Genomic DNA, 20,109 nt, shown 5'->3' with positions numbered 1-20,109 from the left:
AAAACTTCAATCCCTGGCAGCGCTTCAATCGTTGCTAGTTTTCTACGAATCGCCTCATCGCCTGCTTGTATCATTAAAAGACTGTCTGGATGTGTTAGGGGATAGAAATGTCGCGATTTGCAAGGAGCTGACAAAAATTCACGAAAAATGCCTCAAAGGAAAAATTTCAAATATAATTGATGGGTTAGGTCAACTGCGGGTTAAGGGTGAGTATGTTGTTTTAATAGAGGAGAACTCATCCATTGACGTGCAGCCCGAAACGCAGGATCTTAATGAACTGTTACTTTGGTACAAGGATTCAACTGATAAAAGTTTAAAAGATTCTGTTAAGGCGCTTGCCACTGATCTTGGGTTGTCTAAATCAAAAGTCTATGCTGAGGCCTTGAAGATTTGGGATAAAGAATGATGATTTTAACCAGGCATTGGGGTATATATGTTTTTCGCAGCGGTATGGGCTGGGGATTAGCAGAAGAGAAACCAATCAAATAACAATTAACCAACTGTGCAATGTGAAACAAGTTCAGGACTATTACTTTAAGAAGGCCCAAAAAGAGGGGTACCCCGCCCGAAGTGTTTATAAGCTTGAAGAGGCCCAGCTTAAATTTCGGTTTTTAAAACGCGGCGATAGGGTTTTAGATATTGGGGCCTTTCCTGGCAGTTGGTCAATATATGCCTCAAAGGTGCTTGGCCCGCAGGGCAAGGTTGTTGGGGTCGATCTGCAGGAAGCTAAGCGCATGCAGCAATCGGGACGAGCAGCCATTGAATTTATTGTCGGAGATATCCTGGAAGATGAAACTGTGGCAGAAATTTACAAGTACGCGACTAAATATCAGTCGGTATTGAGTGACATGGCCCCAAGTACAACGGGAAATAAGTGGGCAGATCAGCAAAAATCGCTTGAGTTATCCCGGCGGGCCTTTGATTTGGCCAAGTTGATGCTGGCAGAGGGCGGAACTTTTTATTGCAAGGTGTTTGAGGGCGAGGATTTTAAAGAGTTTTATGATATGGTGCGGAAATATTTTGCTAAAACAAAAATTGTTAAACCCAAAAGTTCACGGAAGGAAAGCCGGGAGATATTTGTTTTGGGTATGGGATACAAAAGCTGAAAATTACGGATCAGCTTGTTGGCTAAAGTTTAATAGGAATAGATTTTAGGGGGGTACAGTGTCTGGACATTCAAAATGGAGCACTATTAAAAGAAAGAAGGGTGCAATTGATGCAAAACGTGGGAAAATTTTTACCCGGTTAATTAAAGAGATAACCGTAGCTGCGCGTTCCGGCGGAGGTGATCCTGATGGCAATCCACGGCTTCGTACGGCAATAGCCGGTGCAAAAACAGAGAATATGCCCAAGGATAATATTGAGCGTGCCATTAAGAAGGGAACTGGCGAGCTGGAGGGGGCTATTTACGATGAGATCGTCTATGAAGGGTATGGCCCCAGCGGCGTTGCTGTCCTGGTAGAATGTATGACCGACAATCGAAACCGCACCGTATCCGAGGTGAGACACTGTTTTAGCAAAAACGGTGGGAACCTCGGGGAGTCTGGTTGTGTTGCTTTTATGTTTGATAAAAAGGGGCTTATTCTGGTCGATAAAGAAACAATTTCAGAAGACAAGTTGATGGATCTGGCCCTCGATGCTGGTGCCGAGGATGTTGTGGAAGAAGAGAGTGAATTCCAGGTAATAACTGCCCCGGAATATTTTGATGCGGTACGCGAGTCACTTGCGGGAAATGGCGTGGCCTTTCTTGACGCCTCAGTTTCGATGATTCCGCAGAATACTGTTGATATTACCGACGAGAAAACCGCTAAGCGCATTTTGACCATGATGGAAACCCTTGAAGAAAACGAAGATGTGCAAAATGTGTATTCAAATTTCGACATTCCAGATGAAATTATGGAACAATTATAACACCGTCAATAATGGCAAGAACATCTGGGAACTCTTTTCGTATTATCGGCATTGACCCTGGATCCAGGATAACCGGTTATGGAATTATTGATGTTACCGGCTCTGAATTTCAGTTTGTTTGTTGTGGTGTTGTGAAGTCGACGGCATCACATAAGTTTCCCCAACGCCTCAAAGAACTCTTTGATGGTATTCATTTGGTGGTTAGTGAATATAAGCCTGAATGTGCTGCTGTTGAGGATATCTTTTTTGCCAAAAACCCCCAGTCGGCGTTGAAGCTTGGTCAGGCACGCGGAGCGGTAATAATGGCCCTGGTGACGAACCAGCTGCTGGTTGATGAGTTCACAGCCAAACAGGTCAAGCAGGCTGTTGCCGGATATGGCCAGGCAAGCAAGGCACAGGTTCAACATATGGTAAGAGTTCTCCTTGGCTTAACCTCTTCTCCTAGTGAAGATGCGTCGGACGCACTGGCTGTAGCCATCTGCATGGCCAATCATCTGGGAGGTATCCTTAGCCCAGATAAACTATAATAAACTGCGGGCCTGGATAAGTACCTTAAAAGTAGGTTCTAAATTGCTAATTTAAAACTGGTTATTTGAAGTCTTGCCATAAAAAACACGAAAATTACTGATAAGGTACTAAATGATCGCCTGTCTGACTGGTTCACTGTTACATAAAACTCCAGAGCGAATTATTGTCGATTGCGGTGGCGTTGGTTACGATGTTGCTTTTTGCCAATCGGGACTGCGGCACTTGCCGGAGATAGGCGGGGAGGTTTTTGTCTTCATCTACACCAAGGTGCGCGAGGATGCCATTGAACTTTTTGGCTTTATAAGCCGCGAAGAAAAAGAGCTGTTTGTTGTTTTGTTGGGGGTTTCTGGCGTTGGGCCCAAGGTTGCTTTGGGTATAGTCGGGGCGCTTTCGCCTGCTGATTTTTCTCGCGCTGTTCTCACGGATGATCTACATCGTCTAACGAAGTTGCCTGGTATAGGTAAGAAGACGGCAGAACGGCTGTGTCTTGAGTTAAAAGATAAAATCCAGGCCTTTGTTAATCCTGATGATTCCACACATGGTGAACAAGCTGGCTCTGATGTTGACGATCAGGTTGCCAGTGACGTTATTTCTGCACTGGTTAATTTGGGGTATCCTCAGTCCCAAGCCAGGCAAGCCTTAAGAAATGTCTTGAAGAGTGTTCCACATGCTGAACCGAGCCCACCGATTGAAGAGTTGTTGCGATTGACATTGAGGTCCCTGGCGTGAATTTTGAGGAACGCATAGTCACTTCAAAGGGTGTGATAGATGAGCTTGCCGAAGAGGTGTCGCTGCGCCCTCAATACTTGGCTCAATATATTGGCCAGGATCACCTGAAAAATAATTTGTCGATCTCAATCCAAGCAGCTTTGGCACGAAACGACGTGCTGGACCATGTCTTGTTTCATGGGTTCCCAGGGCTTGGGAAAACTACCCTGGCCTATATTATTGCCAACGAGATGGGGGCGAAAATTAAGGTCACCTCTGGGCCGGTTATAGAAAAATCAGGTGATCTTGCGGCCATTCTTACAAGTCTACAGGAAGGCGATGTTTTGTTTATTGATGAAATTCATCGTCTCAATCATGTTGTTGAGGAAATTCTTTATCCGGCCATGGAGGATTTCCAGCTCGATCTGGTGATAGGCCAGGGCCCCGGTGCAAAATCGGTTAAAATGGATTTGCCCCGATTTACCTTGGTGGGGGCAACAACTCGTACCGGCTTATTAACCCCGCCATTACGTGACCGCTTTGGTATTATTCTGCGCCTGGACTATTATTCATCGACAGAGTTAGTCGAAATTGTTAAGCGGTCAGGGAAAATGCTTGGCATTCCGATGGATGAAAGCGGAGCGCAGGAGTTGGGGGGGCGTTCTCGCGGTACCCCTAGAATTGCAAACCGCCTTCTCAAGCGGGTTCGTGACTTTGCCGAAGTTAAGGCGGATGGTAAAATTACCAAGAAGGTCTCTTGTTTAGCCCTTGAGATGCTCAATGTCGACGAACTGGGGCTAGATGATATGGATCGGCGTATTCTGCTTACTATGATTGACAAATTTCAGGGCGGTCCAATTGGTCTTGAAACTCTGGCCACTGCTGTGTGCGAGGAGAAAAACACCCTGGAAGATGTTTACGAACCGTTCTTGATTCAGTCCGGCTTTCTTATGCGCACTCCCAGGGGGCGCATGGTCACCCCCGCCGCTTATGAGCATTTTGGCAGAACCTATGCCGGCAGCATCCCCCAACAAGCGCCCAAACTTTTTGAGTAAGCCATTGTTCCTTTCTTAATTTCTTCTTGTTTCTCCGCTTATTTTCAGTACATCTCAAAAAATATATTTTTACCTTGCGGCATGTTTTTTTTTGTGTCTGCACAAAATTCTGCTATGGTAATTATATCAAGCTGTTAAAAACAACTTTTTCGATCTAATACAAAGAGAACCATGACCAAAAAAAATGTTGCAGATATCAAAAATATGAAAGCTGTCGGTCAGCGTATCTCTATGCTGACTGCTTATGATGCCAGTTTCGCCAGGATGCTCGAAGGCGCCGGTGTGGATATGCTGTTGGTTGGTGATTCTCTCGGTATGGTGGTGCTTGGATATGACTCAACTGTTCCTGTGACCATGGAGGAGATGATTCATCATTCAAGGGCTGTCCGCAATGGGGCGCCAGATACCTTGATAGTTGGCGATATGCCGTTTATGTCGTATCAGGTCTCAGTGCCTGACGCTATTAAAAATGCTGGCCGTTTCATGAAGGAAGCAGGCTCTGACGCCATTAAAATTGAAGGTGGCATTGAAGTTTGTGAGACTGTTCGGGCAATCGATAAGGCTGGTATCCCGGTAATGGGTCATATCGGTTTGACGCCGCAGACGGCAGGCAAACTTGGTGGTTATAAAGTGCAGGGCAAAGATATCGATTCTGCTAAGGCCCTGCTTGAAGCAGCTCGGGCCTTGGAGCAAGCCGGAGCCTTTGCAATTGTTCTGGAATGTGTTCCCGCTCCATTGGCGCAGTTGATTACTCAGCAGATAGGTATTCCGACAATAGGCATTGGTGCCGGCGTGGGTTGCGATGGACAGGTATTAGTGACCCATGATCTACTGGGCATGTTCGAAAAGTTTACGCCAAGTTTTGTTAAACAGTTTACTCGCCTCGCTCCTTCCATAAAAGAGGCCGTGCAGGTGTTTATACAGGAAGTTAAAGACGGGGAGTATCCCGGAGACGAGCATAGTTTTCCTCTCAAATTTGATGTAAAAGAGTTGTTGAACAGTAATTAAAGGGACACGTTAATGGATATAGCAACCCCGATAGGCTTGGCGTTAGGTACATTTTTAATATTAGCGGCGATATTTCTGGGCGGATCGCTGTCGAGCTTTATAAATATTCCTTCAGTGCTGATTGTTCTGGGTGGTACTCTTTCAACTGCCTTTATTCGTTTTGGTATGGAGGATGTTATTAATTCTTCAAAAGTTGGGATGAAGACACTCTTCTCCTCGTTAAGTAATCCATCTGATATTATCAAAGAGGTTGTTAACCTGGCTAATATTGCCAGAAAAAACGGCTTGATTGTTCTTGAGCAGCAACCGATAGACGATGCCTTTTTGAAAAAGGCGATAATGTACTGTGTTGACGGGCATGAGGCTGAGTTTATTGAAGAGGTTTTAAAAAAAGAGGTTAGTTTGACCATTGAACGGCATGATCTTGGCCGCAAGGTATTCAGCGGTATGGGTGATGCTGCGCCAGCCTTTGGTATGATAGGCACTCTTATCGGTCTGATCTTGATGCTGGGCAATATGAGCGATCCGGCTTCGATAGGACCCGCCATGGCTGTCGCCCTTTTAACAACCATGTATGGGGCTATTCTGGCCAACCTGGTTTTTTTGCCTATCGCCGATAAACTTGCGTTGCGCAGTGAACAGGAAGCCAGAAACAAACGTCTGATAATTGAAGGGGTGCTTGGAATTTTGAAGGGTATTAATCCCAGGGTTATGCAGGAGTTTTTGGAAACCTTTCTGCCTCCAAAAGATCGTCTGGCAGGGCAGTAGTGCTGCACTTCGGTGTTTTTTTACAACTCCTCGTAAGCTCTGGTACCTATAAACGCGATAAAATCGGGTATATGACTGCGCTGAGCCTCAAATGGTGTATGTATGGCAGATGATGATTGCCCCAAAGTAAAATGCAAGGCCGGATCGCCTGCATGGATGTGTACTTTTGCGGATCTGATGTCGCTGTTGCTTTGTTTTTTTGTTTTGCTCCTCTCCTTTTCGGTCATGGACGCTCAGAAATACAAGATGGTGAAAGGTTCGATGAAGAATGCCTTCGGTGTGCAGAAGACCGTGAAGGTTGTTGATAGTCCGAGTTCTGATAAGATTATTTCCCAGGAACTGCCCTCTATTCCAATTGCCGTAAAGATAATCAAACGGCTTGAGGAAGAAGTTTCAGAAGAGATGGCCAGTGGTTTGATAGAGGTTGAGGCGGCTGGTGAAGGAGCGGTCTTGTTGAGGATGAAGGACTCCTTGGCTTTTGATTTTGGTAAGGCAACCATTCGGAAACAATTTTTCCCAATTCTAGACGCAATCGGAAAGGTTATTTCAGAAATTGAAGCCAAAGTCACTGTCTATGGGCACACGGATAACGTGCCCTTACGAAAAGGTGGGTTGTTTAGTTCTAACTGGGGTCTCTCGGCCGCACGAAGTGTTGCTGTTGTCGAATATTGGGAGGATAAATTTAAAATTTCTAACTTTAGGATGACCGCAACGGGAAGTGCAGATGGCCAACCTCTAGCAGGGAATGATACCTCTGAAGGCAGGGCAAAAAATAGGCGCGTGGAATTTAAATTAGAACTTCCTCAAACCGCCCTTACTTTTAAGGGGCTCAAAGAGCTTCTCGCTGAATAGTATCCGCTGCAATAACGGTTTGAGTTACTGAAGTGGTGATTTCAAGAGTGCGAATCGATTTTTTTTTATAGAAGAGTTTCCGGGGTAGGGCACTAATTATGACAATAGATAATCGACAGGCGGTTCGTGTAACCGGCAAAATTCCATTTGCGTGTAGCCGTGTTTCAACCGAAAAATTCGAGAAGGTTTTGGCTGATTTTAATGAGGGTATTTCACTTTATAACAGAGAAGAGCTTGCCGACGTTCAGGTCTACATCGGGGCGCAATCTTCTTTGGCCAGGTTAAGGGATAAGGATGAGGATTTAGCAGCATTTTTGCAGCATATCGACGGTAAACTCAATCTGCTCTTAAAAAAAGTTGATAACGAGCCGAGCCTTGTAGATACTCTTGTTCTTCAACGGGTCAGCATTGGTGCCAACGGTTTAGCATTTTGGAGCGATAAGGAGTTTAGCAAAAATGATATTGTAGAAATCTATCTTCTTTTACAGCCGGAACATGTATTTATCTGCTGTTTTGGAACTGTTGTGGAGTGTGTTGCGTGTCGGGGTGATCAAGTTAAGCCTGATCAGAGATACCGTGTTTCCGTAAATTTGAAGTTAATTATGGATGCGGATCGTGAAGAGCTTGTTCATTATAACTTCAAGCAGCAGAGCTTGGCGTTGAAGCAGCGCCGCATTCAAAAAGAAGAAACGGAATAGTTTGTGTATTGTCTATTAATTGTCTTGGATCGTTTTTTTACCGAAGACGTTAAGTCCTTTCAATAACATCAAAGCGGTACTAAGTTGATTGTCCCTGCTGAGCTGTTCTTCCACATCACCACTACTATTTAGTTCTGACTCTTCATCTGTTTTCTGTTGTTTCTCTCCGAGTTCGTTACCGTTTTTAATATGATGCTTGAGGTCTTTTTCGCGCAGTACGGATGCCGATAGTTCCTTATCCTCACTTGGTGGCTGTAGCGGCACAATCAAGTCGGGGGTTATCCCTTTGGCCTGTATTGATGTGCCGTTTGGGGTGTAATATCTGGCCGTGGTCAGTCTAAGTCCCGCCCCATCATTTAAAGGGAAAACCGTCTGGACAGAACCTTTCCCAAAGGTTTGAACGCCAAGGATTAAGGCCCGTTTGTGGTCTTGTAATGCACCGGCAACAATTTCAGAGGCACTGGCACTGCCCTCGTTCACCAGAACTATTAATGGAAAGTCAAACTTGGAGCCGCCCGAGTGGGCAAAATATTCGGTGTTCTGGTTTTTAAGTCTTCCTTTAGTGTACACAATCATTCCTTCATTAAGAAAAAGATCTGAGATGTTAACGGATTGTTCGAGCAGCCCCCCGGGATTGTTTCTCAAGTCAAGCACAAGGCCGGCTAGCTGTTTTTGGGCGGACAGTCTGTTGATGGCCTCCCTGGTATCTCGAGTAGTTTTAGCCTGAAAATTAGTTATGCGCACATACCCGTAACCCGGTTCGAGAAGTGATGCCTTGACACTGTGCAGTGGGATAACGTCACGGGTAATTGTGAATTCCTGTAAGTCGTCCCAGCCCTTTCTGTGGATCGAGATAGTGACTTCAGACCCTTTTTTACCGCGTAACAGAGTGACCGCCTCCATCAGGGTCATCTCCTTGGTGAACTCTTTGCCGATTTTGATGATTTTATCACCAGCCTTAATGCCCTTTTCATAGGCGGGTGTTCCTTCGATTGGCGAAACAACAATAAGAACATCATTTTTCATGGTAATTTCAATACCGATACCCGAAAAACTGCCTTTTGTTTCGATCTGCAGGTCTTTGAAGCTCTCGGGCTTTAAGTAAGATGAGTGGGGGTCAAGGGCGGAAAGCATGCCTTTAATGGCGCCATTGATAACGTTTTCGGAGTCGATCTCTTCAACGTAGTTCTTCTCGAGAAGACTCAGGACATTTGCAAAGGTTTCTAGGTTCTTGTATGTGTTCTGGTCTTTGGTGAAGGCGCTGGTCGGTTGGAAAAGAAGAGTGATGGTGAGAATAGTCAGTATGGATATATTTTTTAAAGCGTTTGCTTGCATGATTGCTCTCGAGGGTAAATATGAGGCTTGAAATTGTTGTTGGGCTGCTAGAGACGATTATTACACTACAAAAGACTAAAGGACGAGTAGTAGTTGTTCTGTTGCATCTGTTTACCACCTATCGATTTCAAGGACAATATGTAAAACGCTTTAAAAAAACTCTCCATAATTGTCTGAAGCACTATCAGGGGCTGTCAATCAACCAGGGGAGAGGGTCAACTGGTTGAGATTCATGTCTGATCTCAAAATGCAATCCGTTTGACAAAAGCGTCGTGCCGTCGCCCATCAGTCCGATTGTTTGACCGGTTTCGACCTGCTCGCCTTTTGTGATCAGGATCGAGTCAAGGCCCGAAACGAGGCTGTGATATTGAAGGCCATGATCAATAATGACCATGTTGCCGTAGCCTGTCATCGTACCTGCAAAAGCGACGAATCCAGAATAAATGGCTTGAACTTCAGTTTTTTGAGCCACCTCGATATTGATACCTGTAGAGATTACTTCGGTGTTGAACCGGTCAATCGAAGCCCCGAAATATTTAATTATCTTACCCTGAACTGGGGGCGCTAATCTGCCCTGCATAGAGATGAACTCGGTGTTCTCACGGGGGAGTGTCTTTTTAGTGGATTTCAGCTTGGTAATTTTGCGTTTTTTGCTGCGGATAACTTTGACCTGTAGGCTGTCAATTTTTTCGGCCAGTTCATCGGCCGCAACCTGAATTTCAGCAAGCGCACGTCGGTAAAGTTGCTCTTCGGTTTGTACCCGGGCAAGAAGGTCTGCCCTTTCCTGTCGAGCAGAAATTAATAACTCTTCCTGCTTTTTTGTTTCCAGAATCACCTCTAAAAGATTTTCTTTTTCTTTGATAATTTCAGCCTGGGCGCTGGAAAGCAGGGTGATTTTAGAGCTGTAGTTATGAAGGACCTGTTTGTCATACTGAAACATGGCTTGGAAATAGTGATTTAAATTGAGCAGTTGGGGCAGGGTAGACGCGGAAAATAAGGTGTTGATAATACTGATTTCATCCATCTGGTAAAATGAACGAAGCCTTTTGCTTACATGTTCGGCAATAGTCTCTTTTTCCGCTTGCAAGGCATTGATTTCTAACTCTTTTTGCTGAATGCGCTCCTCCTGACTAAGAAGTTGTTCTTGCAAAAAGAGCAGTTTTTCCTGTCCAACCTTAAGCTCGTTGTCCATCCTCTGTAGTTCTTTGTGAATGTTAAGCTCATGCTTCTGGGAAGATTGAATTTTCTCTTTCTGACTGGATATCTGTTGCCGAATGCGGTCAATAGTCGATGGGGGTGGTTGATTTGCCAAACAAAAAACCGGCAGGCTTCCTGTTGATATGAAGAAAAATAAGGTCGTGATGACTAAATTTTGCAGAGTTCGACTGAAAGCACGGTTAAAGGACATAATGAGGTCATATTCGTAAAAATTTACGGATCGAAACGATACTGCCGAAGGTGCAGAGGATGATGCTGATCAGGAGAATTGCGGCAACCATATATTGGGGCATAAAGGTGAAGTTGAAGATACTGAGGAGTGCAGGGCCACTGAATTTGGTTTTGATCCAGGCATAAAGTGCATAGAGGCAAATTAAGCCAAATCCTGCGCCAAAGATCCCCTGCAAAATCCCCTCAAGAACCAGCGGGGCCTGGATGTATGATTTTGTGGCGCCCAGCAGTCTAAGAATCTCAAGCTCGGCATGCCTGGTGATAACCGTGAGCCGAATGGTGCTCGAAACCATAAATGTTGCAGTAAGCACCAGGAGGCCGCCGCTTAGAAAAACAATGAGCCTGATGAGCTGGGTAAATAGTGCCAGGCGCTCTATCCATTCACGGCCATACTCTACTTTTTGAGCCTCTGGCAGGGTTGCCAGGAAGTCTGAGAATTGGTCGATTCGAGAGAGCGTTTCCAGGTTTTTAGCGGGGTAGACCTCAATGGATGGAGGCAGAAAGTCAGGGGTCATGTCCTGAAGCATGTTGCTCTCTGAGCCAAGTTGTTTGCTCAGATGATTAAAGGCATCTTGGCGGGAGATGAATACAACTTTCTCAACATCGCTGAAACTTCTGATCCGTTTTTCGATCTGTGGACGTAACGCCACAGGTATCTCATTTTCGAGGTAAACTATAAGCCGAATATGCTTGCTCAATTGAACGCCGGCTTTTTGTAGGTTTATAAAAACCAGAAAGAAAAACGAAAAAATTAAAACAGAGAGGCTGACAGTTAATAATGTCATAAGCTGTGCACCCCAGGTCTGTTTTAAATTTCTACCTGTTTGGGTGAGAATTGCCAAGGCGTTCAAAGTCTGTCTCCTGTATATCCTGCGTCAGGTTTTTGATCGATAGTTCCGAGAAAATTCATTTTTCCATGATCCAGGTCTAGGATTTGATGTGTCGAATCTTTGTAGATCGACTCATCGTGAGTGGCAATGATCAAGGCTGTGCCAGCCTGGTTTAACTGTTCGAAAAGGTTAATAACGAGTTTGGTGTGCATCGGGTCTAAATTGCCTGTTGGCTCATCTGCCAGAAGAAGTGGTGGGTAGTTGGCGGCGGCTCGTGCAATGCTGACCCGTTGCTGCTCGCCTCGGGAAAGGATCTCAGTGCGAAACTCTTTTTTGGATGTCAGGTTCAGGGCGTCAAGAAGAAAATCTATTCTGTCGTTGATGATTTTTTTTGACTTATAGGTAACTTCCATGGGCATGGCGATATTTTGAAAAACCGTATGCTTGGGAAGCAGTTTGAAGTCTTGATAGGCGATACCAATACGTTGTCGAACTCGTTGCAGGCGGCTGGCTGAAATCTTGGAAAGATCTTGGCCGTCCACCTCAATAACCCCTTTTGTCGGGTGTTCGATGGCACAGATAAGTTTTAAAAGCGATGTCTTGCCGGCCCCGCTCATACCTGTCAGAAAGAGCATTTCACCTCTGCGGACGGTGCATGAGATGTCGAGAAGGGCAACGATGTCGGGGGGGTAGACCTTGTTAATTTTTATGAGCTCGACAATTGGCAGCTTTGAAGAAATGTCATTCATGTCTGATTCAGGGTTTAGTGGATAGAAATCACAGCCGGGAGAAAAAGGGCTTACATAGTTCACAGGTATCGTTTTTCATCTCTTCGGCATTTTCGTGAAAAGAATGAAGAAAGGTTAAAATACGGCAACATAATGATAATTCTACAAATATTATCCCAATCTCATAAAAAATGACACTTTTTTTATGGATATTGTCAGGAAAAGGTCGTAAAGTTTGGCGAAATTTCCGTGTATGATTTTTCTGGTCAAAACAAGAGGATAGAATGACAATTACCGATATAAGCGGTTCCTGCAGTTATGCTGGTATCATCGGCAGCTGTGCGAAGATGAAAGACCTTTTTTCACTTATCAGCAAAGTGGCAGACACAGACACAACTGTGCTTGTCTCTGGTGAGTCCGGCACTGGAAAGGAGCTAATTTCGCGGGCAATTCATCTTGAGGGGCCTCGAGCTGACAAACCGTTTATTCCGATAAATTGTGGAGCCATACCCGCCGAATTACTCGAAAGCGAGTTGTTTGGCCACGAGAAAGGGGCATTTACTCACGCCATACGAACTCGTCAGGGACGATTTGAACTTGCCCATGGCGGAACGGTCTTCTTAGACGAGATATCTGAGATGAGCCCGATGCTCCAGGTAAAGCTCTTGCGCGTACTTCAAGAGCGCCAGTTTGAGCGAGTCGGCGGAACGCAGCCTATATTATCCGACTTCAGGGTTGTTGCGGCCACGAACAGAGATCTTGAGGAAGAGGTGAAGACTGGCAGATTTCGTGAGGATCTCTTTTACAGACTTAATGTGATCCCGGTTAAAGCACCCACCCTGAGGGAGAGGCAGTCGGACATCCCAATTCTGATTGAATATTTTATCCAGAAAAATAATCGAACCAAAAAACGAAAGATTACCGGCATAAGCCAGGAGGCATTGAGCTGTATGATCCGGTATCCTTGGCCGGGGAATGTTCGTGAACTGGAGAATATTGTCGAAAGAATGGTTATTCTTGCTGCCGGCCAGGAAATTATGGCCGATGATTTACCTGAAAAGATATTTATGTCGAAAGGGGATAGTGAAGGCCCAGTAAATGAGTTACCTGCCAGTGGGTTTATCTTAAGTAACGTTGTTGCCGATTATGAGAAAAAACTGATTGTTCAAGCCCTCAACCAGACTGACTGGGTAAAGAATCAGGCGGCAATGTTGTTGAACATAAACAGAACAACGTTGATTGAAAAAATGAAACGTCATAATCTGGTTAAGCCTACCGTTGAACTGGTGCAGTAATTTTTCAGGTAACTATTCAGGTGGTGCCCGCAGTACTGTTCGAATTTTCGTAGTTCGACTGTTTGGCATTCGATTGTTGGTACAGTCGCAAAACAAACTTTAACCCCGGAACCTAAACCTGCATCTGTGAAACTTTTTTTATTTCCAACCATACACTCGATTCCAGGAACTATTGTAGTAAGCCTGTTTCTTTTGGTATTATGCGTCGGCATGGTGCAAGCTGCCGACCCCACTGATGAACAGAACCATATAGAAGCGGCTGATGGTCAAGTTGAGACTGAACCTCTGGGGCCGACGGCGCTGGAACTTTGGGAGAAGGCCAATACCTATCTCCAGGATGATGATCAGGAAAATGCTGCCCAATATTTTTATACAGTTTTCAAACGCTTTCCTGATGATGTGAATGCAGCAGAATCTCTTTGGAATACAGCCCTTATTCGCGAAAAGTTTGCCCTGAAAACAAAGGGTGCCGACTGGGATCCCGTTCGTAATCTGTTCAGGCTTTATATCAACCACTACCCCACTGGAAACAACGCCGCGCAAGCCTATCTGGAGTTAGGAAAGACCTATTATTTTATGCGCTTGTATCGCGAAGCCGTCAGTTATTTCAAGCTTTTCTTGAATAAATTCCCCCTTTCGCCTTTGACCATAGAGTCTAAGCAGTGGCTAGGAGAGGCCCTGGTTAAGGTTGGGCGGGCAAAAGAGGCAGAAGAACTTTTTCAGGTGCTTATGAATGATAGCGATAAAAATGTACAACAGATCGGCTTCATTGGTATGGGTGACTTGCATTACATGAAAAAGGAGTACCGGCAGGCTAAGGATTTTTTTCAAATGGTGGTGATTAATTACCCCAACTATTACCTCCAAGATCCTCAGATTTTGCGTAAGGCCGGTCTGGCAAATATTCACTACGGCAAAACTGATCGTGGTAGAAAGCAGTTGTATCATTACCTGAGTCTTGATGGGTTTTCTTTATACCGGGTTGAGGTACTCTTTGGACTTGGGGAATCATATCTGCTGGAGAAGGATTTTGCTTCAGCACAAAAGATATACCGGCAAGTTATTGAAGAGGGGCAGAAAAAGGAAAAAGAGGTGTTCTTCAGTACGCTGCGATTGGCCCAGATTCAAGATGATCCTGAGATCAAACTTTCAAAATGGGAGAAACCTAATGATCTCACCGATAGCAAGGGAGATATTCCTTACTTGAATGTTCTGGAGCGATACTTCGATAGTCCGCTTTCTCAGGATGCCCGTTTTGGGTTGTTTAATCGGTATAAAGCAAGAGGCGATTTGGACAAGGCCTACTCAACCGGCCGTGATTTTTTGCGTAATACGGATCCTGAAACTGATAAAATTCAAGATTTTGAAAGAGTTGGTACGGTCTTATTGTACCTTGCCGAGGCGCTTCTGAAAAATAAGCGGTATCAGGATATTTATGATTTATACTTTGTCGAATATCGCCACGTGCAAGATTACCCCGATGGCACTATCTTATACAAGATCGGTCAGGCACTTGAGGCCTTGAACCTCTTTGATAAAGCTGCGATTGTCTATTACCGGGCCCAGAAGTGGCCTTTAACCGATGAGGAAAAGATAGATTTATATTATCGGCGGGCCCGAGTATATCTGGCCTTAAACGATTATGCCTCTGCAGACCTTCTCCTCAAGCATCTGCGTACAGTTTATGAGGGAACTGATCGGGTTGGTGAAATATATTCATACAGCGGCAAACTCAGTGAAGCTTTAGATGACAACGAAACAGCCCTCGGCTTTTATGTCCAGGCCGCTGAGCAACCAACATTCAAGGAAAAGATTGCGGAGTACGCTGACGATGCTTTGCGTCTTTTTCTGCTTTTAAATCAAGAGGTGGCGGCACATGATTCACTTTTGAAAATGCGTGAAAAGGGGCTTGAGGCTACTGTGGCCCAGGATTGGTTTTTGAAAATTGGCAACGCCATGCGTCTGAAAGATAATTACCAGGGTGCTGTCGGAGTTTACAGTGCAGGTCTGCAGCAGGAGTATCCCCAAAACAGCAATTCGTCTCAGGCGATGCATTTGTACCTAGGCGACTGTTATATGGCCCTGAATGAAACCCGACAGGGTCTTGATCACTACATCAAGGCCAAGGATGGGGAAAGTGCTTTCTGGCAGAAAATGGCTATGGAGCGCTTGAGTCAGAGTGAGATCGATAACGATCTGGTTGAAATGAAAAAGGTCAGCGGGCAATAACTCTTAAATATATGTCAGAAAATATGAATCGCATACTGGTAGTCGACGATGATCAAACCCAGCGCATTGCCCTGTTTGAAGGGTTAAGCAAGATTGGCTATGAGGTTGCTGTGGCCGAGAATGGTGTCATGGGGCTTGAACTTCTGCAAAAAGAATCATTTGCTTTGGTGGTCACCGATATTCGGATGCCTGAAATGAATGGCCTCGAGTTTATGCAGAAAATCAAGATGGCTAGTCCTGGCCTGCCTGTAATTGTTGTTACGGCCTTTGCCACTGTGGATACAGCGATTGAAGCGATGAAAAAAGGCGCTTCTGATTATATCCTCAAGCCCTTTCCTGTTGAGGTTATTCAGGAAACGGTCAAGCGAACTATTGAGAAGGTGCGGCTCGACTCTGTTCTAGTCGGTGACGGTCAAAATGCTGATTCGGTTTTTTCCGGTCACGATATCTCCCAAAAATCCCGAAGTCAGAGCACGTCCAAGCCGATTGTCGGTAAAGACCCGGGGTGGTTGAAGGTCGTTGAAAAAGCTAAGGCGGTGGCCTCGAGTAAGGCCACAGTTCTCATCTTGGGGGAGTCTGGCACCGGCAAGGAGGTTCTGGCCCGTTACCTCCACACCGAGAGCGAACGCTCCGGTGGGCCCTTTATTGCTTTAAACTGTGCCGCTCTTCCTGACGGTTTATTGGAGAGTGAGCTTTTTGGTCATGAAAAAGGTGCTTTTACCGGAGCGGTGGTAGCCAAAAAAGGGAAATTCGAATATGCCGATGGCGGGACGCTTCTGCTTGATGAAATTGGCGAGGTTCCTCTGCACCTGCAGGCCAAGCTGTTACGGGTTCTTCAGGAGGAGGAAGTTGATCGTTTGGGCGGGAAGGCTCCGGTAAAATTTGATGTTCACGTGCTGGCAACTACCAACCGTAATTTGCTTGAGGCGGTTGAAAAAGGCGAGTTTCGCCAGGATTTGTTTTACCGGTTGAATGTAATTCCTCTCAATCTGCCTTCCCTTTGTGAGCGGAAAGTTGATATCCCACTTTTGACGGATTTTTTTATCAAGCGCTATTCGGAAAGATACAAAAAGGATGTTAAGAGTTTGTCCGAACGATCTTTGGAAAAATTTCTCTGCTACGCCTGGCCTGGTAACGTTAGGGAGATGGAAAATATGATTGAACGGGCAGTTCTCTTGAGTCAGGGACCAACACTTGAACCTTGGGATTTGTGGGATGAAGGTGCTGCGGAATATATGGAGCCGGTGGAGAGCCCGGTTTTGCCTGCTTCTCAGCCGGAAGCATCCTCAGATGGCTCGGTGGCGCAGGTCTCAATTCAGTCAGGGGAGATGATACCTTTGCGGGAAGTCGAGCGTCAAATGATTATGCAGGCTCTCCATAAAACTGACAATAATCGAACACATGCAGCAAAAATGCTGGGCATAAGTGTCAGGACCTTGCGCAATAAACTCAATGAGTACCGAACCAAAGGTTTTTCTGTCTAGCTGGTTCTGTGATCGATATTTATCTTGCTGTAATTAAAGGAAAATTATCTTTTTGCGGCGCAGCCCCTTTCCTTATTTTTCAGCTATTTGCATAGCCAAATTCTGCTGACTTCCGGCCATATACTCTCTCTTTTTCTTCTTTTTACCTAAGAAAATTTTTCCGGCATTCTTATTGCATGATCTGTGGTAGTGTCAGTTCTTGCGGTTTGGTTTGTGAAAACCGTGGGGGAAAGGGCAATTGGCGATTCATTTAAACACGGGAGTAATCACATGCCATTTGAAAGTAAGATGTTCGGTGGAGTTATCAGTTCTGGCCAGATCGCGCTTAACGCCAGATTAGAGAAACAAGGGCTGATTCAATCGAACATCGCTAATATTGAGACTCCGGGCTATAGCAGTCAGGACTTCTCTTTTGAATCGGTTATGGCAAATGCTCTGCGTGGGCAGGGAAAGCTTGCCAGAACGAATGCAAAACATATTCAGCTTGATCCTGTCGAGTTGTCACAAAGTATGGAGTATAAATCCGATAAAAGGCCTGTTGATCTGGATGAGGAGATGCAGAAGATTTCAGAAAATCAGCTTATGTACCAAGTCACGGCAAAAATGTTGGCTAAAAAGTTCGAAGGGTTGCGTGCTGCAATTGACGAAGGAGGGAAATAGTAAATGGATTTTTTAACAGCTATGAAAATCAGCGGTAGCGCTTTAAAGGCCGAGCGTACCAGGGCGAATATTGCCTCAATGAATCTGGCGAATGCCAATACCACCCGAACAATTGAGGGTGGGCCATATAAAGCCAAATCGGTAATTTTTGGAGCCAAACGCCTTGAGGGCAGTTTTCAGGAAACCTACAACTCAGTATCCGACAAACTTCGTAAGGTTGAGGTGGTTAAAGTCGTCGAGGACAAAACACCTTTCAAGGAAATTTACGACCCCTCTCACCCTGATGCGGATGCTAATGGCATTGTTAAAATGCCGAATGTCAATGTCGTTGAACAGATGGTTGATTTGATGAGTGCCAGGCGTGACTTTGAAGCAAATGTTGCAGCGCTTGATTCCATAAAAACAATGGCACTCCGGGCATTGGATATCAGCAGATAAGGTGTTTGTGAAGGCGATAATTGAACAGTTAACGAATGATCTTTGTAGATCGATAATTTCAGAAGAGGATTCATCATGAACACTATAGGATTAAAGCCTGTAACTGGAGGCATCAGCGCTGGTTCGCCTGTTGGCGGAGTTCAGCAAACCGCAAAATCTGACCCAACTGGTTTCGGGGATCTGCTCAAGCGGTCTATCGAGTCGGTGGACGGTACGATGAAAGAGTCGGCCGCAATGAGCACGGGTCTGGTAGCAGGGCAGCACTCGAATATTCATGAAACGATGATAGCCATGGAGAAATCGAGTATTTCCTTTAAGATGTTAAGTAAGGTTCAGGCAAAAGTGCTTGATGCCTATAAAGAAGTTATGCGTATTCAGTTATAGGTTTCTGGCGATGGAAACTTTGTATCCATACCTATCTGCTAAAGCAGAGATCAGCTATCCGATACCTAAAGAGGAAAAGTAATGGCCAGTGCAAAGGAAATGGTAGATCAGGTTCTTTCTGTTGTCAAAGATTTGACGCCCATTCAAAAGATGGTTGGCGGGTTAGTTTTTGCTGTTGTCCTGACTGGGATTATCATGCTCAGTACCAAAGAGAGTTCGACCAGTTATGCTGTTATGTACTCATCGTTAAGTGAAGATGATGCCTCTGAAGTTGTTGCTAAACTAAAAGAGTTGCGCATTCCCTACCAGCTTGACATGAATGGTTCTGCAATCAAGGTGCCGGCGGATAAGGTGCTGGACACCAGGCTAAGTCTTGCCGGGGAAGGGTTACCGCGTGGCGGTGGTGTTGGCTTTGAGATTTTTGACCGTAACAGCCTGGGAACTACTGATTTTGTCCAGAAATTAAATTACCAGCGTGCTTTGCAGGGAGAACTTGCCAGAACCATACGGCAGTTTCAGCAGATTCAGGAAGCACGAGTGCACATTGCTAAGCCTAAAGATTCGGTTTTTATTGAGGATCAGCGTCCACCCTCAGCCTCTGTCAGTCTGAAAATGCGGGGCAGTAATCAATTATCTCAAAAGCAGGTTCAGGCCATTGTTAACCTGGTCGGCAGTGCTGTGCCAGGGTTAACGGAAGAAAATATTACTGTTGTTGATACGGCCGGAAGGTTGTTGTTTCGAAAACGAGGAGATGATCCCTCAATGTTGTCGGCAACGCAACTTGAGCACCAGCTTAATATTGAGCGTGATATGCGTAATAAGCTGGAAACGATGTTTGAAGAGATCGTCGGTGTTGGCAAGGCGATAGCCCGAGTGTCGGTAGAACTTGATACTGACCAGGTTGATACAACTGAAGAGTTATTTGATCCGGAGGCCCAGGTTGTTCGCAGTGAGCAGTTGCTTAATGAAGAAAACCTGGAAGCCGGTCAGGAGCCGTCCGGTATCCCAGGGGTTAAAGGGAATCTGGCGACCTTCAACGAAGGGCAGGATGGGGCAGCTGGCGGAAATTCTAATACCCGTAATAATGTGACCAGGAACTATGAGATAAGCAAGACGATCAAACATGTCAAGACCCGGTCTGGGGCGATAAAACGTTTATCTGTTGCCGTGATGGTCGATGGTACCTATGATAAGGAAGTTGACAAAGATGGCAATGCTCAAATAAAATATAGAGCACGGTCAGACGAAGAGTTGAAAAGTTTTGCCTCCATGGCCCAAAATGCGGTTGGTTTTGACAGCGAGCGAGGTGATAAGCTTGAAGTTGTTGGTTTGAGTTTTGCGGCGTCAATTGCCTCTGAACCCCAAGAAGATGTTATGGCAAAATATCAGGAGGTGTTAGATAGAATGGCGCAACCAATTATCTACCTCTTAATTTCTGTGTGTTTTATATTCTTTGTTGTCAGGCCCTTTTTTCGACTACTCTCCAGCAAACAGCTTGAGGAACAAAGAAGAGCCATGCTAGCGAAAGTTGATGCAGAGGAAACTCATCTGTCGGAAGAAGAGTTGGCCCTCAAGCCATTAGGGATGTCAGATAAAGAGAGGATATATAAACTCGCCCAAAGTGATCCGGATCGTGCAGCAGATCTTGTTAAACGATGGCTTAGAGAAGATAAGAGGTAATGTTCGTTGTAGTCTGATTGTTTTTGGTAGTCTTAAATATCTGGCTGAATAGTCATTAAGGGTAAACAC

Annotated in this window: 21 protein-coding genes; 17 read left to right on the top strand and 4 right to left on the bottom strand. The window is 45.2% G+C overall.

What is annotated here, in order from left to right; translation table 11 throughout:
• From HQK80_03965 to HQK80_03920, 10 genes are all read left to right on the top strand, one after another.
• A partial coding sequence (locus HQK80_03965) for a 16S rRNA (cytidine(1402)-2'-O)-methyltransferase (protein ID MBF0221381.1) occupies window positions 1–406 on the top strand: 406 nt, incomplete at its 5' end.
• A 103-nt stretch (window positions 407–509) separates the two neighbouring features.
• Window positions 510–1,106 carry an RlmE family RNA methyltransferase gene (locus HQK80_03960; GenBank protein ID MBF0221380.1) on the top strand — a complete coding sequence of 199 codons (597 nt, stop codon included), beginning with the start codon at window positions 510–512 and terminating at the stop codon, window positions 1,104–1,106.
• A gap of 58 nt (window positions 1,107–1,164) precedes the next feature.
• Complete coding sequence (locus HQK80_03955; protein ID MBF0221379.1) at window positions 1,165–1,911, top strand: YebC/PmpR family DNA-binding transcriptional regulator; 747 nt, start codon at window positions 1,165–1,167, stop codon at window positions 1,909–1,911.
• 11 nt (window positions 1,912–1,922) lie between these two features.
• The gene (gene ruvC / locus HQK80_03950; protein MBF0221378.1) at window positions 1,923–2,438 is read left to right on the top strand and encodes a crossover junction endodeoxyribonuclease RuvC; all 516 of its coding nucleotides are present in this window, start codon (window positions 1,923–1,925) and stop codon (window positions 2,436–2,438) included.
• A 112-nt stretch (window positions 2,439–2,550) separates the two neighbouring features.
• Window positions 2,551–3,168 carry a Holliday junction branch migration protein RuvA gene (ruvA, locus tag HQK80_03945; GenBank protein MBF0221377.1) on the top strand — a complete coding sequence of 206 codons (618 nt, stop codon included), beginning with the start codon at window positions 2,551–2,553 and terminating at the stop codon, window positions 3,166–3,168.
• Window positions 3,165–4,202, top strand: coding sequence for a Holliday junction branch migration DNA helicase RuvB (ruvB, locus tag HQK80_03940; GenBank protein MBF0221376.1), 1,038 nt, complete (start codon window positions 3,165–3,167; stop codon window positions 4,200–4,202). Before ruvA ends, ruvB begins: the two co-directional genes overlap by 4 nt.
• A 171-nt stretch (window positions 4,203–4,373) precedes the next feature.
• The gene (gene panB, locus HQK80_03935; GenBank protein ID MBF0221375.1) at window positions 4,374–5,210 is read left to right on the top strand and encodes a 3-methyl-2-oxobutanoate hydroxymethyltransferase; all 837 of its coding nucleotides are present in this window, start codon (window positions 4,374–4,376) and stop codon (window positions 5,208–5,210) included.
• Window positions 5,211–5,222: 12 nt separating this feature from the next.
• Window positions 5,223–5,978, top strand: a complete 756-nt coding sequence (locus HQK80_03930; protein MBF0221374.1) for a MotA/TolQ/ExbB proton channel family protein — start codon at window positions 5,223–5,225, stop codon at window positions 5,976–5,978.
• A gap of 102 nt (window positions 5,979–6,080) precedes the next feature.
• The gene (locus HQK80_03925; GenBank protein ID MBF0221373.1) at window positions 6,081–6,830 is read left to right on the top strand and encodes an OmpA family protein; all 750 of its coding nucleotides are present in this window, start codon (window positions 6,081–6,083) and stop codon (window positions 6,828–6,830) included.
• A 98-nt stretch (window positions 6,831–6,928) separates the two neighbouring features.
• Window positions 6,929–7,528 carry a PilZ domain-containing protein gene (locus tag HQK80_03920; protein MBF0221372.1) on the top strand — a complete coding sequence of 200 codons (600 nt, stop codon included), beginning with the start codon at window positions 6,929–6,931 and terminating at the stop codon, window positions 7,526–7,528.
• 15 nt (window positions 7,529–7,543) lie between these two features.
• Here HQK80_03920 and HQK80_03915 read toward each other — a convergent pair whose 3' ends face one another.
• The 4 genes from HQK80_03915 to HQK80_03900 form a co-directional block, all read right to left on the bottom strand.
• Window positions 7,544–8,863, bottom strand: a complete 1,320-nt coding sequence (locus HQK80_03915; GenBank protein MBF0221371.1) for a S41 family peptidase — start codon at window positions 8,861–8,863, stop codon at window positions 7,544–7,546.
• A 184-nt stretch (window positions 8,864–9,047) separates the two neighbouring features.
• On the bottom strand, window positions 9,048–10,175 hold the full coding sequence (locus tag HQK80_03910) for a peptidoglycan DD-metalloendopeptidase family protein (protein ID MBF0221370.1): 1,128 nt from the start codon (window positions 10,173–10,175) through the stop codon (window positions 9,048–9,050).
• 103 nt (window positions 10,176–10,278) lie between these two features.
• Window positions 10,279–11,097, bottom strand: a complete 819-nt coding sequence (locus tag HQK80_03905) for an ABC transporter permease (GenBank protein MBF0221369.1) — start codon at window positions 11,095–11,097, stop codon at window positions 10,279–10,281.
• A 62-nt stretch (window positions 11,098–11,159) separates the two neighbouring features.
• Window positions 11,160–11,864, bottom strand: coding sequence for an ATP-binding cassette domain-containing protein (locus HQK80_03900; protein MBF0221368.1), 705 nt, complete (start codon window positions 11,862–11,864; stop codon window positions 11,160–11,162).
• Window positions 11,865–12,154: 290 nt separating this feature from the next.
• Between HQK80_03900 and HQK80_03895 the strand changes: the two genes are divergently transcribed.
• The 7 genes from HQK80_03895 (at window position 12,155) to fliF (ending at window position 20,040) form a co-directional block, all read left to right on the top strand.
• On the top strand, window positions 12,155–13,165 hold the full coding sequence (locus HQK80_03895) for a sigma-54-dependent Fis family transcriptional regulator (GenBank protein ID MBF0221367.1): 1,011 nt from the start codon (window positions 12,155–12,157) through the stop codon (window positions 13,163–13,165).
• A 126-nt stretch (window positions 13,166–13,291) separates the two neighbouring features.
• Entirely contained in the window at window positions 13,292–15,394 is a 2,103-nt protein-coding gene (locus HQK80_03890) for a tetratricopeptide repeat protein (protein MBF0221366.1), read from the top strand.
• Window positions 15,395–15,417: 23 nt separating this feature from the next.
• Entirely contained in the window at window positions 15,418–16,878 is a 1,461-nt protein-coding gene (locus tag HQK80_03885) for a sigma-54-dependent Fis family transcriptional regulator (protein MBF0221365.1), read from the top strand.
• 270 nt (window positions 16,879–17,148) lie between these two features.
• Window positions 17,149–17,538, top strand: coding sequence for a flagellar basal body rod protein FlgB (gene flgB, locus HQK80_03880; protein ID MBF0221364.1), 390 nt, complete (start codon window positions 17,149–17,151; stop codon window positions 17,536–17,538).
• A 3-nt stretch (window positions 17,539–17,541) separates the two neighbouring features.
• Window positions 17,542–17,976: a flagellar basal body rod protein FlgC gene (flgC, locus tag HQK80_03875; protein ID MBF0221363.1), complete on the top strand. Its 435-nt coding sequence runs from the start codon at window positions 17,542–17,544 to the stop codon at window positions 17,974–17,976.
• A gap of 75 nt (window positions 17,977–18,051) precedes the next feature.
• Window positions 18,052–18,360, top strand: coding sequence for a flagellar hook-basal body complex protein FliE (gene fliE, locus HQK80_03870; GenBank protein MBF0221362.1), 309 nt, complete (start codon window positions 18,052–18,054; stop codon window positions 18,358–18,360).
• 81 nt (window positions 18,361–18,441) lie between these two features.
• Window positions 18,442–20,040: a flagellar M-ring protein FliF gene (gene fliF / locus HQK80_03865; protein MBF0221361.1), complete on the top strand. Its 1,599-nt coding sequence runs from the start codon at window positions 18,442–18,444 to the stop codon at window positions 20,038–20,040.
• Window positions 20,041–20,109 lie beyond the last annotated feature (69 nt).

Source organism: Desulfobulbaceae bacterium (assembly GCA_015231515.1).
Classification (GTDB): domain Bacteria; phylum Desulfobacterota; class Desulfobulbia; order Desulfobulbales; family VMSU01; genus JADGBM01.
The sequence above is the reverse complement of the archived record's forward strand: the minus strand, read 5'-3'. Positions and strand labels throughout refer to the sequence as shown.

Excerpts from the sequence above, each read along its gene's own strand:
- ruvC (MBF0221378.1), top strand. The coding sequence starts at position 1,923 with ATGGCAAGAACATCTGGGAACTCTTTTCGTATTATCGGCATTGACCCT.
- ruvA (MBF0221377.1), top strand. The coding sequence starts at position 2,551 with ATGATCGCCTGTCTGACTGGTTCACTGTTACATAAAACTCCAGAGCGA.
- panB (MBF0221375.1), top strand. The coding sequence starts at position 4,374 with ATGACCAAAAAAAATGTTGCAGATATCAAAAATATGAAAGCTGTCGGT.
- HQK80_03930 (MBF0221374.1), top strand. The coding sequence starts at position 5,223 with ATGGATATAGCAACCCCGATAGGCTTGGCGTTAGGTACATTTTTAATA.
- HQK80_03925 (MBF0221373.1), top strand. The coding sequence starts at position 6,081 with ATGGCAGATGATGATTGCCCCAAAGTAAAATGCAAGGCCGGATCGCCT.
- HQK80_03920 (MBF0221372.1), top strand. The coding sequence starts at position 6,929 with ATGACAATAGATAATCGACAGGCGGTTCGTGTAACCGGCAAAATTCCA.
- HQK80_03915 (MBF0221371.1), bottom strand. The coding sequence starts at position 8,863 with ATGCAAGCAAACGCTTTAAAAAATATATCCATACTGACTATTCTCACC.
- HQK80_03905 (MBF0221369.1), bottom strand. The coding sequence starts at position 11,097 with ATGACATTATTAACTGTCAGCCTCTCTGTTTTAATTTTTTCGTTTTTC.
- HQK80_03895 (MBF0221367.1), top strand. The coding sequence starts at position 12,155 with ATGACAATTACCGATATAAGCGGTTCCTGCAGTTATGCTGGTATCATC.
- HQK80_03885 (MBF0221365.1), top strand. The coding sequence starts at position 15,418 with ATGAATCGCATACTGGTAGTCGACGATGATCAAACCCAGCGCATTGCC.
- flgB (MBF0221364.1), top strand. The coding sequence starts at position 17,149 with ATGCCATTTGAAAGTAAGATGTTCGGTGGAGTTATCAGTTCTGGCCAG.
- flgC (MBF0221363.1), top strand. The coding sequence starts at position 17,542 with ATGGATTTTTTAACAGCTATGAAAATCAGCGGTAGCGCTTTAAAGGCC.
- fliE (MBF0221362.1), top strand. The coding sequence starts at position 18,052 with ATGAACACTATAGGATTAAAGCCTGTAACTGGAGGCATCAGCGCTGGT.
- fliF (MBF0221361.1), top strand. The coding sequence starts at position 18,442 with ATGGCCAGTGCAAAGGAAATGGTAGATCAGGTTCTTTCTGTTGTCAAA.